Source organism: Pseudomonas sp. NCIMB 10586 (assembly GCF_023127895.1).
Taxonomy (GTDB): domain Bacteria; phylum Pseudomonadota; class Gammaproteobacteria; order Pseudomonadales; family Pseudomonadaceae; genus Aquipseudomonas; species Aquipseudomonas synxantha_A.
The window spans coordinates 55,682-71,492 of sequence record NZ_SPKQ01000012.1; the positions used below are offsets into that span (position 1 = coordinate 55,682).

20 protein-coding genes are annotated in these 15,811 nt (G+C 61.0%); 7 read left to right on the forward strand and 13 right to left on the reverse strand.

Translation table 11 applies throughout. The annotated features are described in order from the left end of the window. Nucleotides 1-2 precede the first annotated feature (2 nt). Nucleotides 3-857: an RNA polymerase sigma factor RpoH gene (gene rpoH / locus E4P01_RS05995; protein ID WP_003176698.1), complete on the forward strand. Its 855-nt coding sequence runs from the start codon at nucleotides 3-5 to the stop codon at nucleotides 855-857. A 131-nt stretch (nucleotides 858-988) separates the two neighbouring features. On the opposite strand, the gene mtgA is transcribed toward rpoH, so the two are convergent. After that, nucleotides 989-1,711 (reverse strand): monofunctional biosynthetic peptidoglycan transglycosylase, encoded by a 723-nt coding sequence (gene mtgA / locus E4P01_RS06000; RefSeq protein ID WP_216090435.1) that lies wholly within the window; start codon nucleotides 1,709-1,711, stop codon nucleotides 989-991. A gap of 74 nt (nucleotides 1,712-1,785) precedes the next feature. Here mtgA and E4P01_RS06005 point away from each other — a divergent pair, with 74 nt between their 5' ends. The 4 genes from E4P01_RS06005 to trmB all read left to right on the forward strand — a co-directional run bounded on the left by E4P01_RS06005 (nucleotide 1,786) and on the right by trmB (nucleotide 4,024). Beyond that, complete coding sequence (locus E4P01_RS06005) at nucleotides 1,786-2,160, forward strand: DUF423 domain-containing protein (protein ID WP_032878916.1); 375 nt, start codon at nucleotides 1,786-1,788, stop codon at nucleotides 2,158-2,160. 79 nt (nucleotides 2,161-2,239) lie between these two features. Next, nucleotides 2,240-2,440: a sulfur carrier protein ThiS gene (gene thiS, locus E4P01_RS06010; RefSeq protein WP_032878918.1), complete on the forward strand. Its 201-nt coding sequence runs from the start codon at nucleotides 2,240-2,242 to the stop codon at nucleotides 2,438-2,440. A 54-nt stretch (nucleotides 2,441-2,494) separates the two neighbouring features. Next, nucleotides 2,495-3,289, forward strand: a complete 795-nt coding sequence (locus tag E4P01_RS06015; protein ID WP_032878919.1) for a thiazole synthase — start codon at nucleotides 2,495-2,497, stop codon at nucleotides 3,287-3,289. A gap of 9 nt (nucleotides 3,290-3,298) precedes the next feature. Beyond that, entirely contained in the window at nucleotides 3,299-4,024 is a 726-nt protein-coding gene (gene trmB / locus E4P01_RS06020) for a tRNA (guanosine(46)-N7)-methyltransferase TrmB (protein WP_032878921.1), read from the forward strand. Nucleotides 4,025-4,165: 141 nt separating this feature from the next. Here the strand turns inward: trmB and E4P01_RS06025 are convergent, their stop codons facing one another. The 9 genes from E4P01_RS06025 to E4P01_RS06065 all read right to left on the reverse strand — a co-directional run bounded on the left by E4P01_RS06025 (nucleotide 4,166) and on the right by E4P01_RS06065 (nucleotide 10,898). After that, entirely contained in the window at nucleotides 4,166-4,489 is a 324-nt protein-coding gene (locus E4P01_RS06025; RefSeq protein ID WP_043046299.1) for a DUF3392 domain-containing protein, read from the reverse strand. Nucleotides 4,490-4,508: 19 nt separating this feature from the next. Continuing rightward, nucleotides 4,509-5,711 (reverse strand): radical SAM family heme chaperone HemW, encoded by a 1,203-nt coding sequence (gene hemW, locus E4P01_RS06030; protein WP_248129941.1) that lies wholly within the window; start codon nucleotides 5,709-5,711, stop codon nucleotides 4,509-4,511. Further along, complete coding sequence (rdgB, locus tag E4P01_RS06035) at nucleotides 5,708-6,304, reverse strand: RdgB/HAM1 family non-canonical purine NTP pyrophosphatase (RefSeq protein ID WP_078822558.1); 597 nt, start codon at nucleotides 6,302-6,304, stop codon at nucleotides 5,708-5,710. Before rdgB ends, hemW begins: the two co-directional genes overlap by 4 nt. Further along, nucleotides 6,301-6,735: a DUF4426 domain-containing protein gene (locus E4P01_RS06040; protein WP_078822557.1), complete on the reverse strand. Its 435-nt coding sequence runs from the start codon at nucleotides 6,733-6,735 to the stop codon at nucleotides 6,301-6,303. Before E4P01_RS06040 ends, rdgB begins: the two co-directional genes overlap by 4 nt. 21 nt (nucleotides 6,736-6,756) lie before the next feature. Beyond that, the gene (gene metW, locus E4P01_RS06045) at nucleotides 6,757-7,377 is read right to left on the reverse strand and encodes a methionine biosynthesis protein MetW (protein ID WP_005792273.1); all 621 of its coding nucleotides are present in this window, start codon (nucleotides 7,375-7,377) and stop codon (nucleotides 6,757-6,759) included. 7 nt (nucleotides 7,378-7,384) lie between these two features. Then, on the reverse strand, nucleotides 7,385-8,524 hold the full coding sequence (locus E4P01_RS06050) for a homoserine O-acetyltransferase (protein ID WP_005792271.1): 1,140 nt from the start codon (nucleotides 8,522-8,524) through the stop codon (nucleotides 7,385-7,387). Nucleotides 8,525-8,745: 221 nt separating this feature from the next. Continuing rightward, nucleotides 8,746-9,333: a YggT family protein gene (locus E4P01_RS06055; RefSeq protein ID WP_003195087.1), complete on the reverse strand. Its 588-nt coding sequence runs from the start codon at nucleotides 9,331-9,333 to the stop codon at nucleotides 8,746-8,748. 25 nt (nucleotides 9,334-9,358) lie between these two features. Beyond that, the gene (gene proC / locus E4P01_RS06060) at nucleotides 9,359-10,177 is read right to left on the reverse strand and encodes a pyrroline-5-carboxylate reductase (RefSeq protein ID WP_216090434.1); all 819 of its coding nucleotides are present in this window, start codon (nucleotides 10,175-10,177) and stop codon (nucleotides 9,359-9,361) included. 25 nt (nucleotides 10,178-10,202) lie between these two features. Then, nucleotides 10,203-10,898, reverse strand: a complete 696-nt coding sequence (locus E4P01_RS06065) for a YggS family pyridoxal phosphate-dependent enzyme (protein WP_005792267.1) — start codon at nucleotides 10,896-10,898, stop codon at nucleotides 10,203-10,205. A 57-nt stretch (nucleotides 10,899-10,955) separates the two neighbouring features. Between E4P01_RS06065 and E4P01_RS06070 the strand changes: the two genes are divergently transcribed. Then, nucleotides 10,956-11,990, forward strand: a complete 1,035-nt coding sequence (locus E4P01_RS06070; protein WP_032878931.1) for a type IV pilus twitching motility protein PilT — start codon at nucleotides 10,956-10,958, stop codon at nucleotides 11,988-11,990. A gap of 147 nt (nucleotides 11,991-12,137) precedes the next feature. Here the strand turns inward: E4P01_RS06070 and E4P01_RS06075 are convergent, their stop codons facing one another. Continuing rightward, nucleotides 12,138-12,776, reverse strand: coding sequence for a C40 family peptidase (locus E4P01_RS06075; protein ID WP_005792265.1), 639 nt, complete (start codon nucleotides 12,774-12,776; stop codon nucleotides 12,138-12,140). 249 nt (nucleotides 12,777-13,025) lie between these two features. Here E4P01_RS06075 and E4P01_RS06080 point away from each other — a divergent pair, with 249 nt between their 5' ends. Then, nucleotides 13,026-13,454 (forward strand): TM2 domain-containing protein, encoded by a 429-nt coding sequence (locus E4P01_RS06080; RefSeq protein ID WP_032878933.1) that lies wholly within the window; start codon nucleotides 13,026-13,028, stop codon nucleotides 13,452-13,454. A gap of 82 nt (nucleotides 13,455-13,536) precedes the next feature. Here the strand turns inward: E4P01_RS06080 and E4P01_RS06085 are convergent, their stop codons facing one another. Then, nucleotides 13,537-14,808 (reverse strand): dihydroorotase, encoded by a 1,272-nt coding sequence (locus E4P01_RS06085; protein WP_148854564.1) that lies wholly within the window; start codon nucleotides 14,806-14,808, stop codon nucleotides 13,537-13,539. Then, nucleotides 14,805-15,809: an aspartate carbamoyltransferase catalytic subunit gene (locus E4P01_RS06090; RefSeq protein ID WP_032878936.1), complete on the reverse strand. Its 1,005-nt coding sequence runs from the start codon at nucleotides 15,807-15,809 to the stop codon at nucleotides 14,805-14,807. Before E4P01_RS06090 ends, E4P01_RS06085 begins: the two co-directional genes overlap by 4 nt. Nucleotides 15,810-15,811 lie beyond the last annotated feature (2 nt).

A 15,811-nucleotide genomic window follows, 5' to 3' on the forward strand; every position in this document is an offset into this window, starting at 1 on the left:
GTATGACCACTTCTTTGCAACCTGCTTATGCCTTGGTCCCGGGTGCGAACCTGGAGGCCTATGTGCACACGGTCAACAGCATTCCATTGCTGACACCCGAGCAGGAGCGTGAACTGGCCGAGAGTCTCTACTATGAGCAGGATTTGGGGGCGGCTCGGCAGATGGTGCTCGCCCACCTGCGTTTTGTCGTACATATCGCCCGTAGCTATAGTGGCTACGGCCTGGCCCAGGCTGACCTGATTCAGGAAGGCAACGTTGGCCTGATGAAGGCTGTAAAGCGCTTCAACCCTGAAATGGGTGTGCGCCTGGTGTCGTTCGCCGTGCACTGGATCAAGGCGGAAATCCACGAGTTCATCCTGCGCAACTGGCGCATCGTGAAAGTCGCGACCACCAAGGCCCAGCGCAAACTGTTCTTCAACCTGCGCAGCCAGAAGAAACGCCTGGCGTGGCTGAACAACGAGGAAGTCCACCGCGTGGCTGAAAGCCTCGGTGTGGAGCCTCGTGAAGTGCGCGAGATGGAAAGCCGCCTGACCGGCCATGACATGGCCTTTGACCCAGCCGCCGAAGCGGATGACGACAGCGCCTTCCAATCGCCTGCCAACTACCTGGAAGACCACCGGTACGACCCGGCGCGTCAACTGGAAGACGCCGACTGGAGCGATAATTCCAACCACAACCTGCACGAAGCGCTGGAAGTGCTGGACGACCGCAGCCGTGACATTCTCTACCAGCGCTGGCTGGCAGAAGAGAAAGCCACGCTGCATGACCTGGCGCAGAAGTACAACGTGTCGGCCGAGCGGATTCGTCAGCTTGAGAAAAGCGCGATGAACAAGCTGAAGTTGTCGATCGCCGCCTAATTCAGCTGGCAATGCTAGTTTGAAAATGTGGGAGGGGGCTTGCTCCCGATAGCAGAGTGTCAGTCAACATCAAAGTGACTGATCTATCGCTATCGGGAGCAAGCCCCCTCCCACATTTGTTTTGTGTTGTGTCAGTTGGACCAGGGGGCTTTTGGAGAGTTGTTCAGCTCAGTCAGGTAGCCATCCCCACCCAACTGACTCATCTGCTGACGAATCCACGCCGCCCGCCGTGCTACATAAGCTGTCGGGTGGCTGGCACTCCACACCCGTGGATTAGGCAACACCGCCGCCAGATAACTGGCCTGTTGCCGCGAAAGCCCCTTGGCGCTCACGCCAAAATGGTGCCGCGCCGCCGCCTCTGCGCCGAATACGCCTTCATCCCATTCCACGCTGTTGAGGTACACCTCAAGAATCCGCTCCTTGGGCCACAGCACCTCGATCAACCCGGTGAACCACGCTTCCAGGCCCTTGCGCAAATAGCTGCGGCCGGCCCACAGGAACAGGTTTTTCGACACTTGCTGGCTCAGCGTACTGGCGCCGCGAATCGAGCCGCCGCGTTCGTTGTGCAGGATCGCGGCCTGGATCGCGCCAAAATCAAAGCCCCAATGTTGCGGGAAGCGCTGGTCTTCACCGGCCATCACCGCCACTTTGAGGTCATCGCTGATTTCATCCCACGGTACCCAGCTGCGTTGCAGGTCAATGGGTTCGCCGTCGATCCAGGACTCGACCTTGCGCTCCACCATCAACGCGGTAAACGGGGGCGGGACCACACGAAACAGCAGCACCAGCAACACACTGCCGATGGCGAACCATTTCACGACGTTGAGAAAGCGTTTGAAGAGGACACGCAGCATAGAGATGGCTTGGCCGAACCCGTTGAGCGGGCCATTATACAGACCCTGCCCGATGAGTCTGACTGGAGTTCCCCATGCTGCGTAGCTTTCTGATGCTGGCTGCCTTTTTCGGTTTTACCGGTGTCGCCCTGGGTGCGTTCGCCGCCCACGGCCTGAAAAACCGCCTGAGCGCCGACTACCTGGCGATCTTCCATACCGGCGTGACCTACCAACTGGTGCACGCCCTGGCGTTGTTCGGCGTGGCGTTGCTGGCGGCGCATATTCCCGGTCGATTGGTCAGTTGGGCGGGTATCTCGTTTACCGTCGGTATTCTGTTGTTCTCGGGCAGCTTGTATGCGCTGACGATGACTGGCATCAGCAAACTGGGGATCATCACGCCGTTTGGCGGGCTGGCGTTCCTGCTTGGCTGGTTCTTCCTTGGCCTGGCAGCGTGGCGCTTGCAGCTTTGACCGCTTGACGCTTGGAGCTGACCGGCAGGTCCCAATCGCGCTAGAATGCGGGCCCCTAAAAACGATGGCGGCCCGTGGCATGCGCATTCAGTTGAACGGCGAACCCTTTGAACTGCCCGACGGTGAAACCGTCGCGGCCCTGCTGACCCGCCTGGACCTGACCGGGCGTCGTGTCGCAGTGGAGCTCAACCTGGATATCGTCCCGCGTAGCCAGCACGCCGAGACCTCGCTGAAGGAAAACGACCAGGTCGAAGTGGTCCACGCCATCGGTGGCGGTTAGCCCGCCACGGCGGTAACGCATTCTGCAGAACCTCATCCAAACAGAGGATTTCCCATGAGCATCGTTCGTAACGACAAGCCTTTCGTCCTGGCCGGTCGTACCTACCAGTCCCGCTTGCTGGTCGGCACCGGCAAGTACCGCGACATGGAAGAGACCCGCCAGGCCATCGAAGCCTCGGGTGCCGAAATCGTGACGTTCGCCGTGCGCCGCACCAACCTGGGCCAGATTGAAGGCGAACCGAACCTGCTCGAAGTGCTGTCCCCAGACCGCTACACCTTCCTGCCGAACACCGCCGGTTGCTACGACGCCATCGAAGCCGTGCGCACCTGCCGCCTGGCCCGTGAGTTGCTGGACGGCCACAACCTGGTGAAGCTGGAAGTGCTGGCCGACCAGAAAACCCTGTTCCCCAATGTGATCGAAACCCTCAAGGCCGCCGAGACCCTGGTCAAGGAAGGCTTTGACGTGATGGTCTACACCAGCGATGACCCGATCATCGCCCGGCAGCTGGCAGAAATCGGCTGCATCGCGGTGATGCCACTGGCTGGCCTGATCGGTTCCGGCCTGGGCATCTGCAACCCGTACAACCTGCAGATCATCCTTGAAGAAGCCAGGATCCCGGTGCTGGTGGACGCGGGCGTGGGCACTGCCTCCGACGCGACCATCGCCATGGAACTGGGCTGCGACGCGGTGCTGATGAACTCGGCCATCGCCCACGCCCAGCAACCGATCATGATGGCCGAAGCCATGAAACACGCGATCGTCGCGGGCCGCCTGGCCTACCTCGCCGGGCGCATGCCGAAAAAACTCTATGCCAGCGCCTCTTCGCCGCTGGATGGTCTGATCAAGTAAGAGCTATTGATGACTGAATCAAACGAAACGCCGAACACCGTGGAAGCGGGCGACGAGTCCAAGCACCGCCGCATCAAGAGTTTTGTGATGCGCGCCGGCCGTATGACCGAAGGCCAGCAAAAGGGCCTGGAGCAAGGCACGCCGCTGTTCGTTTTGCCCCTGGCCGATGCGCCGGTTGATTACGACCAGGTGTTTGGCCGTTCGGCCCCACGCTCCCTGGAAATCGGTTTCGGCATGGGCCACTCCCTGCTGGAAATGGCCGCGGCCGCGCCGGAGCAGGATTTCATCGGTGTGGAAGTCCACCGTCCAGGTGTCGGCGCATTGCTCAATGGCGTGCTGACCCAGGGCCTGACCAACCTGCGAGTTTACGACTGCGACGCGATTGAAGTGCTCAACCGCTGCATCGCCGACAACAGCCTCGACCGCCTGATGCTGTTCTTCCCCGACCCGTGGCACAAAGCCCGTCACCACAAGCGTCGTATCGTCCAGGCGTCCTTTGCGGAGTTGGTGCGCAGCAAGCTGAAAGTGGGCGGTATCCTGCACATGGCGACCGACTGGGAACCGTACGCGGAATACATGCTGGAGGTGATGAACGTCGCCCCTGGCTACCGCAACCTGGCCGAAGACGGCAAATGCGTGCCACGCCCGGCCGAGCGGCCGATCACCAAGTTCGAGCGCCGCGGCGAGCGATTGGGGCATGGAGTGTGGGATTTGAAGTTCGAGAAGTTGGCTTAAACAGTCATCAGCTTGAAATGCAATCAAATGTGGGAGGGGGCTTGCTCCCGATAGCAGGGTGTCAGCCACCAAATCTTTGGCTGATACACCGCAATCGGGAGCAAGCCCCCTCCCACATTTGTATCTGTGTTGGGCCTGGGATCAGCGGCGGTCTGCCACTACCCCAATCAACACCAGCACCACGATCAACACCGGCGCCAGGCTGTAGTTATTGAATTGGCTCAGCCCCCGCACAATCCACGGCGTGGCATAGATCAGCGCTGCACCGCTGCCGATCATGCACAGCAGGGCCATCAAGGGCACGCGCAGGGCGCCGGCGATGCTGCCCAGGCGCGCTTCGACCCAGCCCTTGATATCGGCGCCGAACAGCACCAACAAGCAGCCCACGAGGGCCAGGGAGATTTCCGACAGGTTGCTACGGCTCCAGCGGGATACGGTGGCGAGCAGGTCGAGTACCAGATCCATTCGATTTCCTTAAGAGCGATCAGCTCAAAAACGTCTGCAACAGGTCATTGAGAAAGAGTTGCCCGCGGTCGGTTGCCGCCAGGCGTGACGGTTCGACCTGCATTAATCCACTTTGTTCTGCCTCGCGGCGGCCTTCATCGAGGCTGGCCAGATCAAGGCCGGTGCGTTCGGCGTAGAGCTTGGCATCGACCCCTTCGGTCAGGCGCAGAGCGTTCATCAGGAACTCGAACGGCAGTTCGTCGTTGGTCAGCTCTTTCGCTCCGGCCTGGAAGCTTTTGGCCGGGTTGAGGTAGTCCTTGGGGGCGCGGGTTTTCCAGGTGCGTACGATGCGCCCGTCCGGGTGGCTGAGCTTGCCGTGGGCGCCGGCGCCGATGCCGATAAAGTCGCCAAAGCTCCAGTAATTCAGGTTATGCCGCGCTGGCCGCCCCGGTTGGGCGTAGGCCGACACCTCGTATTGCGCGTAACCGTGTTCGGCGAGCAGCGCCTGGCCGGCTTCCTGGATATCCCACAGCGTATCGTCTTCGGGCAGCGCGGGCGGCTGGTTCCAGAAGACGGTATTGGGTTCCAGAGTCAGTTGGTACCAGGACAGGTGCGTCGGATTGAGCGCAATGGCCTGGCGCAGGTCGCTCAGGGCATCGTCGAGGGATTGATTGGGCAGGCCGTGCATCAAGTCCAGGTTGAAGTTATCGAACCCTGCCTGGCGCGCCATGCCAGCGGCGCGCACGGCTTCATCGCCATTGTGAATACGGCCCAGGGCTTCAAGCTTCTCTTGCTGGAAGCTCTGGATGCCGATGGACAGGCGATTGATCCCCAGTTTGCGGTACGCCACGAACTTCTCTTGCTCGAAGGTCCCGGGGTTGGCTTCCAGGGTGATCTCGATATCCGCGGCGAACCGAATACGGGCTTCCACGCCTTTTAACAAGCGGCCCAACGCGGCGGCGCTGAACAGGCTGGGCGTGCCGCCACCGAAGAAAATCGAACTCAGCTCCCGGCCATAAACGGCGTGCAGGTCTTGATCCAGATCCGCCAGCAATGCATCTACATACTCTTCTTCCGGCAGCACCTTGCTGGCGGTGTGGGAGTTGAAGTCGCAATACGGGCATTTGCGCACGCACCAAGGGATGTGGATGTACAGCGCCAGGGGCGGCAGGTGGGGCAGGGCCGCCCGTGGTGTTTGCGCGCCACCGTGGATCAGCGGCTGCGCAGAGGTGTTCTGGGTCATTTCAAGCCCAGGCGCTGGCGCAGCAACACCATGGCGCGGGCGCGGTGGCTGATCTGGTTCTTGTCGGCCGGGCTCAGTTCGGCGCTGGAGACATTGCGCTCCGGCACCCAGAACAAAGGGTCGTAACCGAAGCCATGCTCACCGCTGGCGGCATGCAGGATGCGCCCGTGCCACAAGCCTTCGCACAGGATCGGCAGCGGGTCATCGGCATGTCGCACCAGGGCCAGCACGCAGACGAACTGTGCACCACGTTCGGCGTCGGGCACGTCCTTGAGCGCGTCGAGCAGCTTGGCGTTATTGGCTGCGTCGCCCTTGCCATCAGCGTAACGGGCCGAATAAATGCCGGGCGCGCCGCCGAGAAAGTCCACCGCCAGGCCCGAGTCATCCGCCAGGGCCGGCAGGCCGGAGATGCGTGCTGCGTTGCGGGCCTTGAGGATGGCGTTCTCAACGAACGACAAGCCGGTTTCTTCCGGTTCGACCTGGCTGAACTCGCCAATCGAACGCAGTTGCACGGATTCGCCGAGCATGGCCTGCAGTTCTTTGAGTTTGCCGGTGTTATGGCTGGCCAGTACGAGTTGGGTAAGGTTCATCATTCGGCCGGAAACAGTTCTTGGTTGAATTGGAAACCATGGGCTTTGCCGCCGGTTTCAACGTTGATGGTAAATGTCTTGTATTCCCGCTGGGTCACCGAGTAGGGCGCGAGGTAGCTGATGCCGCCTTTCTCTTCGATTTGCTTGAACGTCAGGATCTCGCTTTTGCCGCCCAAATCCTTGATGGTGCCGGTCACCTGGGCCGCGACCGGGGCCACGCCCTTGATCACAGTCACATTGATCAAACCCTTCTCCTTGCTGCGCACTACGCCGACTTTCTGAGCGGTCTCGGGTGGCAGGAAGCTGGAGGTGAAGGTGTTGTAGTGAACGGTGATATCGCCGAAGTCTTTCTTGCGATTAGCGTCGATAGCGTCTGCAGCCATGGCGCTGGCGCCCAGGCATGCGGTCAATAGAAAAATAGCCAAACGACTCATGAACGTCCCTCTTGAAGATGATTAGACGGCAACTTTGTGGTCGGTCAGGCCAGGACTGCTGACCCGGTAAATACCGATTTCGCCCAATAGATTGGGCCATAGCTTACTCGCCCAGCCGTGGCGGTGCTGTTGATCGACGGCAAGGCGGTTGATGACCTTGGCTTCACGCTCGCCACACAACGCTTCGAAGTCTTCGAAGGTGCAGAAGTGGATGTTGGGCGTGTTGTACCACGTGTACGGCAGGAAATCCGAGACCGGCATACGGCCCTTGGTGGCCAGGTACCAGCGGCAGCGCCAGTGGCCGAAATTGGGGAAAGTGATGATGCATTGGCGGCCAACGCGCAGCATTTCGTCGAGGATGCGGTCCGGGTAGTGCACCGCTTGCAGGGCCTGGGTCATCACCACGATATCGAAGCTGTTGCTGGCGAAGTTGCCCAGGCCCTTGTCCAGGTCCTGCTCGATTACGTTGATGCCCTTGGCCACGCACTGGGCGATGTTGTCCGGGTCGTTTTCCAGGCCGTAGCCGGTGACTTGCTTGTTGTCGCGCAGCCAGCTCAGCAGTTCGCCATCGCCGCAGCCCAGGTCGAGCACGCGGCTGCCGGCGGGGATCCAGTCTTGGATGATTTCCAGGTCGGCTCTCATGGCGTTCTCACAGTGCGATTCGGTTCATGTAGTTGCTAAAGGCCTGCAGGTAACGCGGGATCGGAATCAGGAAGGCGTCGTGGCCTTGCGGTGCATCGATCTCCAGGTAGCAGACGTCTTTCTTGGCGGCCATCAGCGCATCCACCAGCTCACGGGAGCGGGCCGGCGAGAAGCGCCAGTCGGTAGTGAATGACATCACGCAGAACTTGGCCGTGGCGTGCTCGAAGGTTTTCGCCAGGTCGTCGTCGTGGTTGGCCGCCGGGTCGAAGTAGTCCAGGGCCTTGGTCATCAACAGGTAGGTGTTGGCATCAAAACGCCCGGAGAATTCTTCACCCTGATAGCGCAGGTAGCTTTCCACCTGGAACTCGACGCTGTGGAAGTCGTAGTTGAGCTTCTCGCTCTTGAGGCCGCGACCGAATTTTTCGCCCATGGAATCATCGGACAGGTAGGTGATATGCCCCACCATCCGCGCCAGCATCAGGCCGCGCTTGGGGATCACGCCGGCTTCCTGGAACGAACCGCCGTGGAACTCGGGGTCGGTGAGGATGGCCTGGCGTGCCACTTCGTTAAACGCGATGTTCTGCGCCGACAGCTTGGGCGCCGACGCGATAGCCAGGCAGTGGCGCACGCGGTCCGGGTAGCTGATGGTCCATTGCAGCGCCTGCATACCGCCCAGGCTGCCACCAATGACTGCGGCCCACTGGTGGATGCCCAGCAGGTCGGCCAGGCGTGCCTGGCTGTGTACCCAGTCTTCTACGGTCAACACCGGGAAGTCCGCGCCGAATGGCTTGCCGGTGTCCGGATTGAGGCTGCTGGGGCCGGTGGAGCCATTGCAGCCGCCGAGGTTGTTGAGGCTGACCACGAAGAACTTGTTGGTGTCGATGGGCTTGCCGGGGCCGATGCAACTGTCCCACCAGCCGGGTTTGCGCTCGTCAACGCTGTGGAAACCGGCGGCGTGGTGGTGGCCGGACAGGGCGTGGCAGATCAGCACGGCGTTGCTCGCCGTGGCGTTCAGTTGGCCGTAGGTTTCGTAGATCAGGTCGTAGGCAGGCAACGAACGGCCGCAGGCCAGGGCCAGCGGTTCGCTGAAGTGCGCCACTTGAGGCACGACCAGTCCAACAGAATCGGGGGGGAAGGCAGCTGGCATCGACCCTGCTCTCGTTTAAATGAGGCGTAAGTCTAAAGAGCGGGGACCCTAGCGGCAAGCAATGGTCTGTACCAGTACGCAGATACAAAATGTGAGAAGGGTTGATGTGGGAGCCGGGCTTGCCCGCGATGCAGGCACCGCGGTTTTCAGACACACCGAGGTGATGCTATCGCAGGCAAGCCAGCTCCCACACAAGCCAGCTCCCATAGGGGCTACGGCATTCAGATCAGGCCGAACAGCTCTTTGGGCATGTAGGCAAAGTACGCCAGGCGTGGAATCACCCAGCTTTGCAGCAGCTGAATCACGATAAACGCAAAGATCGGCGAGATATCCAGGCCACCCAGGTTCGGGATCAGGCGACGGAAGGGTGCCAGCACCGGTTCGGTGATCTGAGCCACCAGTTCGGCACCCGGGCTACGGCTGCCGGGTGCGACCCACGACAGGATCACGCTGATGATCATCGACCAGAAAATGATCTTCAGGAACAGCGAGAAAATACCGATCAGGCCCCACGGCAACAGCAGCACGGTGAACGCCTGGTAGCCGTTGAGCATCAGGATCACCACGAACAGCAGGATCTGCAGCAGCAACGCCAGCACCAGCGACGACATGTCCAGGCCGAACAGGCTCGGGATCACCCGGCGCAGTGGCTTGAGCAGCGGTTGGGTGGCCTTGACTACGAACTGGCACAACGGGTTGTAGAAGTTCGCCCGCACCAGTTGCAGGATAAAGCGCATCAGCACGATCAGCAGGTACAGGCTGCCCAAGGTCTGAATGATGAAAATGGCAGCGTCATTGATTCCGAGCATGTTTGATTACCTTGGTAAGGGACGACTATTTGCCCAGTTGCTCAGCCATCTCGGCCGAACGATGTGCCGCGGCACCCAGTGCTTTTTCCACCAGGACCTCAAAGCCCCCGGCCTGGAACGATTCAATGGCGGCTTGCGTGGTGCCGCCCGGCGACGTTACCCGCCGGCGCAGTTCGGCGGCATCGACATCGCTGCCGACAGCCATTTTCGCGGCGCCCAGGGCCGTTTGCTCAGCCAGTTGTTCGGCAACCTCGTGGGGCAGGCCCAGCTTGACGCCAGCGGCGGTCATGGCCTCGATCAACAGGAAGAAGTAGGCCGGGCCGCTGCCGGAAACGGCGGTGACCGCATCCAGTTGCTGCTCCTGCTCCAGCCATACGGCAAGGCCCACCGCAGACAGCAACTCCTGAGCCTGGTCACGCTGCTGCGCGCTGACTTCAGCGGTGGCGTACAAACCGCTTACGCCCTGGCGCAGCAACGCTGGGGTATTGGGCATGCAACGTACGATCGGCTGGTCACCGAGCCAGGCTTTCATGCTGGCACAGGTGATGCCGGCGGCAATGGACACCACCAATTGATGCGGCTGCAGGCTTGGGCGCAGGCTTTCGCACACGGCCTTCATGGCCTGGGGCTTGACCGCCAGCACGATCACATCGACGCCGTGGATGGCTTCGGCGTTATCGGCAAAGGTTTCAATGCCGTGTTCGGCGCTGACCCGTTCGCGGGTTTCGTCACCCGGGTCGCTGGCGCGGATCTGTTCGGCGTCCAGGCCCTTGGCCCGCAGGCCACCGATCAGGCTGGCCGCCATGTTACCGGCGCCGATAAAGGCAATACGCGTGTTGCTCATGACAGGTCCTTATTTTCGAGGGAAGTCAGCCATTTTGCGGCTGGCTGTAGTCGCGGGCGCCAAACAGGGCGGTACCGATCCGCACCCAGGTGGCGCCTTGGGCGATGGCCGACTCAAGGTCATGGCTCATGCCCATGGAAAGTGTGTCCAGCGCCAGGTTCAAGCTGGCTTGCAGGTCGCGTACGCTGGCAAACGCCGCATCCTGTGCGGCCCGGTCTTCAGTCGGCTCGGGGATCGCCATCAGGCCGCGCAGCTTCAAGCGCGGCAGGGCGCTGATCGCGTTGGCCAGGGCTGGCAGGTCGGCCGGCGTACAGCCGGATTTGCTGGCCTCGCCACTGACATTGACCTGGATGCAGATATTCAGCGGCGGCAGGTCGGCCGGGCGTTGTTCGGACAGGCGTTGTGCGATTTTCAGGCGGTCCACAGAATGCACCCAAGCGAAGTTCTCGGCGATGGCGCGAGTCTTGTTCGATTGAATGGGGCCGATGAAGTGCCAACTCAAGGGCAGGTCGGTTAAATCCGCCTGTTTGCCCAAGGCTTCCTGCAGGTAGTTCTCGCCAAAATCGCGCATCCCGGCGGCATAGGCGTCGCGCACGGCTTGTGCGGGTTTGGTCTTGCTCACGGCCAGCAGGTGGATGCTGCTTGCGTCACGTTGCACGGCGTCGGCTGCGGCGCGGATGCGCTGGCTAACCAGGCCGATGTTGTCTGCTATCGTCGACATTCAAGATGCGCCCGTGGATATGGAGTCCGCGGCATTCTACTGGAAATGGAAAGCCCTATGGATATCACGCAATTGCTGACGGCCAGCGTAAGCCGTGGCGCCTGTGACCTGCATTTGTCGGCCGGCCTGGCGCCGATGGTGCGAGTCGATGGCGAGGTCTGGCCGATGGATGAGCCGGTGCTGAGCGCAGCGCAACTGGTCGATCTGGTGAGCCCTTTGTTGAATAAACACCAACAAAAGGATTTCGAAACATCTCTTGAAACGGATTTTGCCTTCGAATTGCCGGGAGTCGCACGCTTTCGGGCGAACGTGTTCCGCCAGAATCGCGGTATAGGCGCGGTGTTTCGTGCCATCCCGACCGAGGTCCAGAGCCTGGAAGACCTCGGGTTGGGCGAGGTATTCCAGCGTATGGCTCAGTTCCCCCGTGGCCTGGTGCTGGTCACCGGGCCTACGGGTTCGGGCAAGTCCACGACGCTGGCGGCGATGATCGATTATCTGAACCGGCACCGGCGCCAGCACATCCTCACGCTTGAAGATCCCATCGAATTTATCCACAGGCCGAAACTGGCCCTGATCACCCAACGCCAGGTGCACCGCGACACCCACAGCTTCTGCGTGGCCCTGCGCTCGGCCCTGAGGGAAGACCCGGATGTGATCCTGGTGGGCGAATTGCGCGACCTGGAAACCATCCGCCTGGCCTTGACGGCAGCTGAGACCGGGCATCTGGTGTTTGGCACCCTGCACACTTCATCGGCTGCAAAGACTGTAGACAGGCTGGTGGACGTCTTCCCGGCCGGGGAAAAGGCCATGGTCCGCTCGATGTTGTCGGAGTCGTTGCAGGCGGTGGTGTCTCAGGTACTGGTGAAGAAGGTCGGCGGCGGCCGTGTGGCCGCCCATGAAATCATGCTGGGCACGCCGGCGATTCGCAATCTGATCCGTGAGGACAAGGTGGCGCAGATGGTTTCGGCAATTCAGACCGGTGGCGCGTTGGGGATGAAGACCCTGGATATGAGTTTGAAGGCGTTGGTCGGCGCGGGGCTGGTCAGCCGGGAAGAGGCGCGGGAGAAGGCGAGGGTGCCTGCAGATATCTAAAACGCACAGATACTCATGTGGGAGCTGGCTTGCCTGCGATAGCGGGCTGTCAGGCGCTCTCTCTGCCAACTGACACACCGTCATCGCAGGCAAGCCAGCTCCCACATTTGATTGCATTTCAAATGGGGAGCTTCAGTGGCGCCTGGCTTAGCGCTGCACGATCCGCAGGTTGCTGTTCTGCTCTTTAGGCAGCACACGCTTGGCAATCACGTAGTTCTTGTCCCAGAACGGCTTTTTCAGCGTGTCGATGCTCACCGACTTGCCACGACGCGGCGCGTGGATAAAACGGTCGTTGCCCAGGTAGATGGCTACGTGATTGACCTGGCGGCTCTTGAGCTTGAAGAACAACAAGTCGCCGGGCTTCAGGTCTTTGCGATCAACCTTCAAGCCGTGGCCGGCAGCCATGGCGTTGGAGGTGCGTGGCAAATCCACGGCTTTTACATCGTTGAATGCATATTTCACCAGGCCGCTGCAGTCGAACCCTTTACTTGGGCTGCTACCGCCCCAACGATAAGGAGTACCCAGCACGTTGACGGCACGGCTGAGGACGTTGCTGCTTTGCTTGGTGTTGACAGCCATCAGGCCGGGTGTTGCTTTACCGTGTGCCTTGCTCAGTTGAGTCGGGCGGTTGACGGTCAGCTTTACCGATTTGGCCTTGGTGGTTGTGCTGTGGACTTTAGGGGTGAAACCATTGACGTTCGGAAGTCGTTGCTCACGATTGGTGGCGTGGGCGGCCAGTGGCATTAATAGGCAGATGGTCAGCCATGTCTTGAAAAATGGTCGCATTAGGCGTGGCTCTTATGGGTTTGCGCGCAACTTTATAACAGCTTTTTGTGTCGTTCTCAGGCCGTTTGTCGACTGAACCTTGGGGTCAAATCCAGGAAAAACGCGACGAATTGCCGCAATTGTCCTACACAAGTCAGGTGGCATAAGGCTTTGAGGACAGGAAGATACCATTTGCCGTACGTCGGGCGCTCGTAAAAAAGTCACAAAGAAAATGAAAAAATTTATCTATCGAAGCAAAAGAGGTACTCCATGAACACCTATCAACAGGTTGGTCAGCAGCAAGATACCCATAGCAAGGTGATCGGTTACCTGCTGTGGATTTTCGGTTTTACCGGGGCGCATCGCTTTTATTACGGCAAACCCGTGACCGGCACGATCTGGTTTTTTACCTTCGGCCTGCTGGGCATTGGTTGGTTGATCGACGTATTCCTCATCCCGGCCATGGACCGTGAAGCCGACCTGCGTTTTACCGCCGGGCCTATCGAATACAACGTCGCGTGGATCCTGTTGGCGTTCCTGGGCCTGTTCGGTGTGCACCGTATGTACCAGGGCAAATGGATCACCGGCCTGATCTACCTGCTGACCGGCGGTTTGTTCCTGATTGGGGTGCTGTATGACTTCTGGACGTTGAATACGCAGATCTCGATCCGCAATGCCGAGCGCAATAACGGCCGCTGATCTCTCGGCCCTATAGAGAACAAAATGTGGGAGGGAGCAAGCCCCCTCCCACATTTTTTACTGCGCTCACTCTAGACCGGTTTCAGGCCTGGTAAGTGATCCGCCCATCCATCAAGGTGTACCGCACCGTCGCCGGCAGGCTGTGGCCAATGAACGGGCAGTTTTCACCCTTGGACAACCAATGCTCCCCTGCCACCGTCGAGCTGCCCAGGTCAAACAGCACCAGGTCCGCTGGCGAACCGACTTCAAGCTTGCCCGCCGGCAAGCGCAGTGCGTCGGCCGGGCCGGCGCTAAGGCGGGCCAATAGCGTCGGCAGGTCGAGCAAGCCGTCTTCCACCAAGGTCATTGCCAATGGCAACAACAACTCCACGCTACTGATACCCGGCTCGGTCGCGCCAAATGGCGCCAACTTGGCGTCACGCTCGTGAGGCTGGTGATGGCTGGAAATCGCTGACACCACCCCCGACTTCACCGCCGCACGCAAACCGTCACGGTCGGCCTTGGTACGCAGGGGAGGCTGCACGTGATACAGGCTGGAGAAGTCGATCAGCGCCTCATCCGTCAGGATCAATTGGTACAGCGCCACATCCGCCGTCACCGGCAAGCCACGGGCCTGGGCCTGGGCGATCAGGGCAACGCCGCGGGCGCTGGTCAGCTGGCTGAAGTGTGCGCGTACGCCGCTTTGCTCCACCAGCAACAGGTCACGGGCCAGGGCCACGGTTTCGGCGGTTTCCGGGATGCCCGGCAGGCCGAGGAAGCTGGCGACTGCCCCTTCATGGGCCAGGCCGCCTTCGGCCAGGTCGCGGTCCTGGGAGTGGAAGATCACCGTCAGGTCGAAGGTGGCCGCGTATTCCAGGGCACGGCACAGCGTGCGGGTGCTGCGAAAACTTTCCAGGCCGTTGCTGAAGGCCACGCAACCGGCATCGCGCAGTGCGATCAGTTCGGCCAGTTGTTCGCCATCCAGGCCTTTGCTCAAGGCGCCGACGGGAAACACCTTGCAATTGCCGGCTTCACGGGCGCGGTCCAGGATCAGCTCGGTCACCGCCGAAGTGTCCAGCACCGGCTTGGTGTTCGGCGGGCAGCACAGGCTGGTCACGCCACCGGCCGCAGCGGCCTGGGTTTCGCTGTTGATGTTGCCTTTGCGGCTGTAGCCCGGCTCGCGCAGGGCGACGTTCAGGTCCACCAGCCCGGGCGCGGCCACCAGGCCCTTGGCGTCGATGCTTTCGATGGCGTTGAAGCCGGCAGGTGCGGCGCCAATGGCGATGATCTTGCCGGCGTCCAGATAAAGATCGGTAACTTGGTCCAGGCCACTGGCTGGATCGATGACTCGGGCGCCGAGAATGCTGAGCTTCACTGGGCCTGCTCCTGCTCGAATTGACGTTGCGCGGTCTGCCCGCTCATGGCCATGGACAGCACGGCCATGCGTACCGCGATGCCGTAGGTCACTTGGTTCAAGATCACCGACTGCGGGCCATCGGCCACCGCCGACTCAATCTCCACCCCGCGGTTGATCGGCCCCGGGTGCATCACGATGGCATCCGGCTTGGCCCCGGCCAAACGTGCGGTGGTCAGGCCGAACAGGCGGTAGAACTCGCCTTCGCTGGGCAGCAAGCCACCAGCCATGCGCTCGCGTTGCAGGCGCAGCATGATCACCACGTCCACATCCTTGAGGCCCTCGGCCATGTCGGTGTAGACCTTCACGCCATACTGTTCGATGCCGATGGGCAGCAGGGTTTTCGGCGCGATCACGCGGATATCCGGGCAGCCCAGGGCTTTGAGGGCCAGCATGTTCGAGCGTGCTACACGGGAGTGCAGGATGTCGCCGACGATGGCCACCGAGAGGTTTTCAAAGCTGCCCTTGTGCCGACGGATGGTGAGCATGTCGAGCATGCCCTGGGTCGGGTGGGCGTGGCGGCCGTCGCCGCCGTTGATGACTGCTACCTGCGGGCACACATGCTCGGCGATGAAGTGCGCGGCGCCGGAGTCGCCGTGGCGGACCACGAACATGTCAGCAGCCATGGCTTCCAGGTTGCGCAGGGTGTCGAGCAGGGTCTCGCCCTTGCTCGCCGACGAGGTGGACACGTTCAGCGTGATCACGTCGGCCGATAGCCGCTGGGCTGCCAGTTCAAAGGTGGTGCGGGTGCGGGTGGAGTTCTCGAAGAACACATTGCAGATGGTCTTGCCGCGCAGCAGCGGGACCTTCTTCACCGCGCGGCCGCCGACTTCAAGGAACGAGTCGGCGGTGTCGAGGATTTCGGTGAGCAGTTCGCGGGGCAAACCGTCGAGGGACAAGAAATGTTGCAACTGGCCCTGAGCATTGAGCTGCAGCGGGCGCTTGGCATCTAGAGGCGTCATCG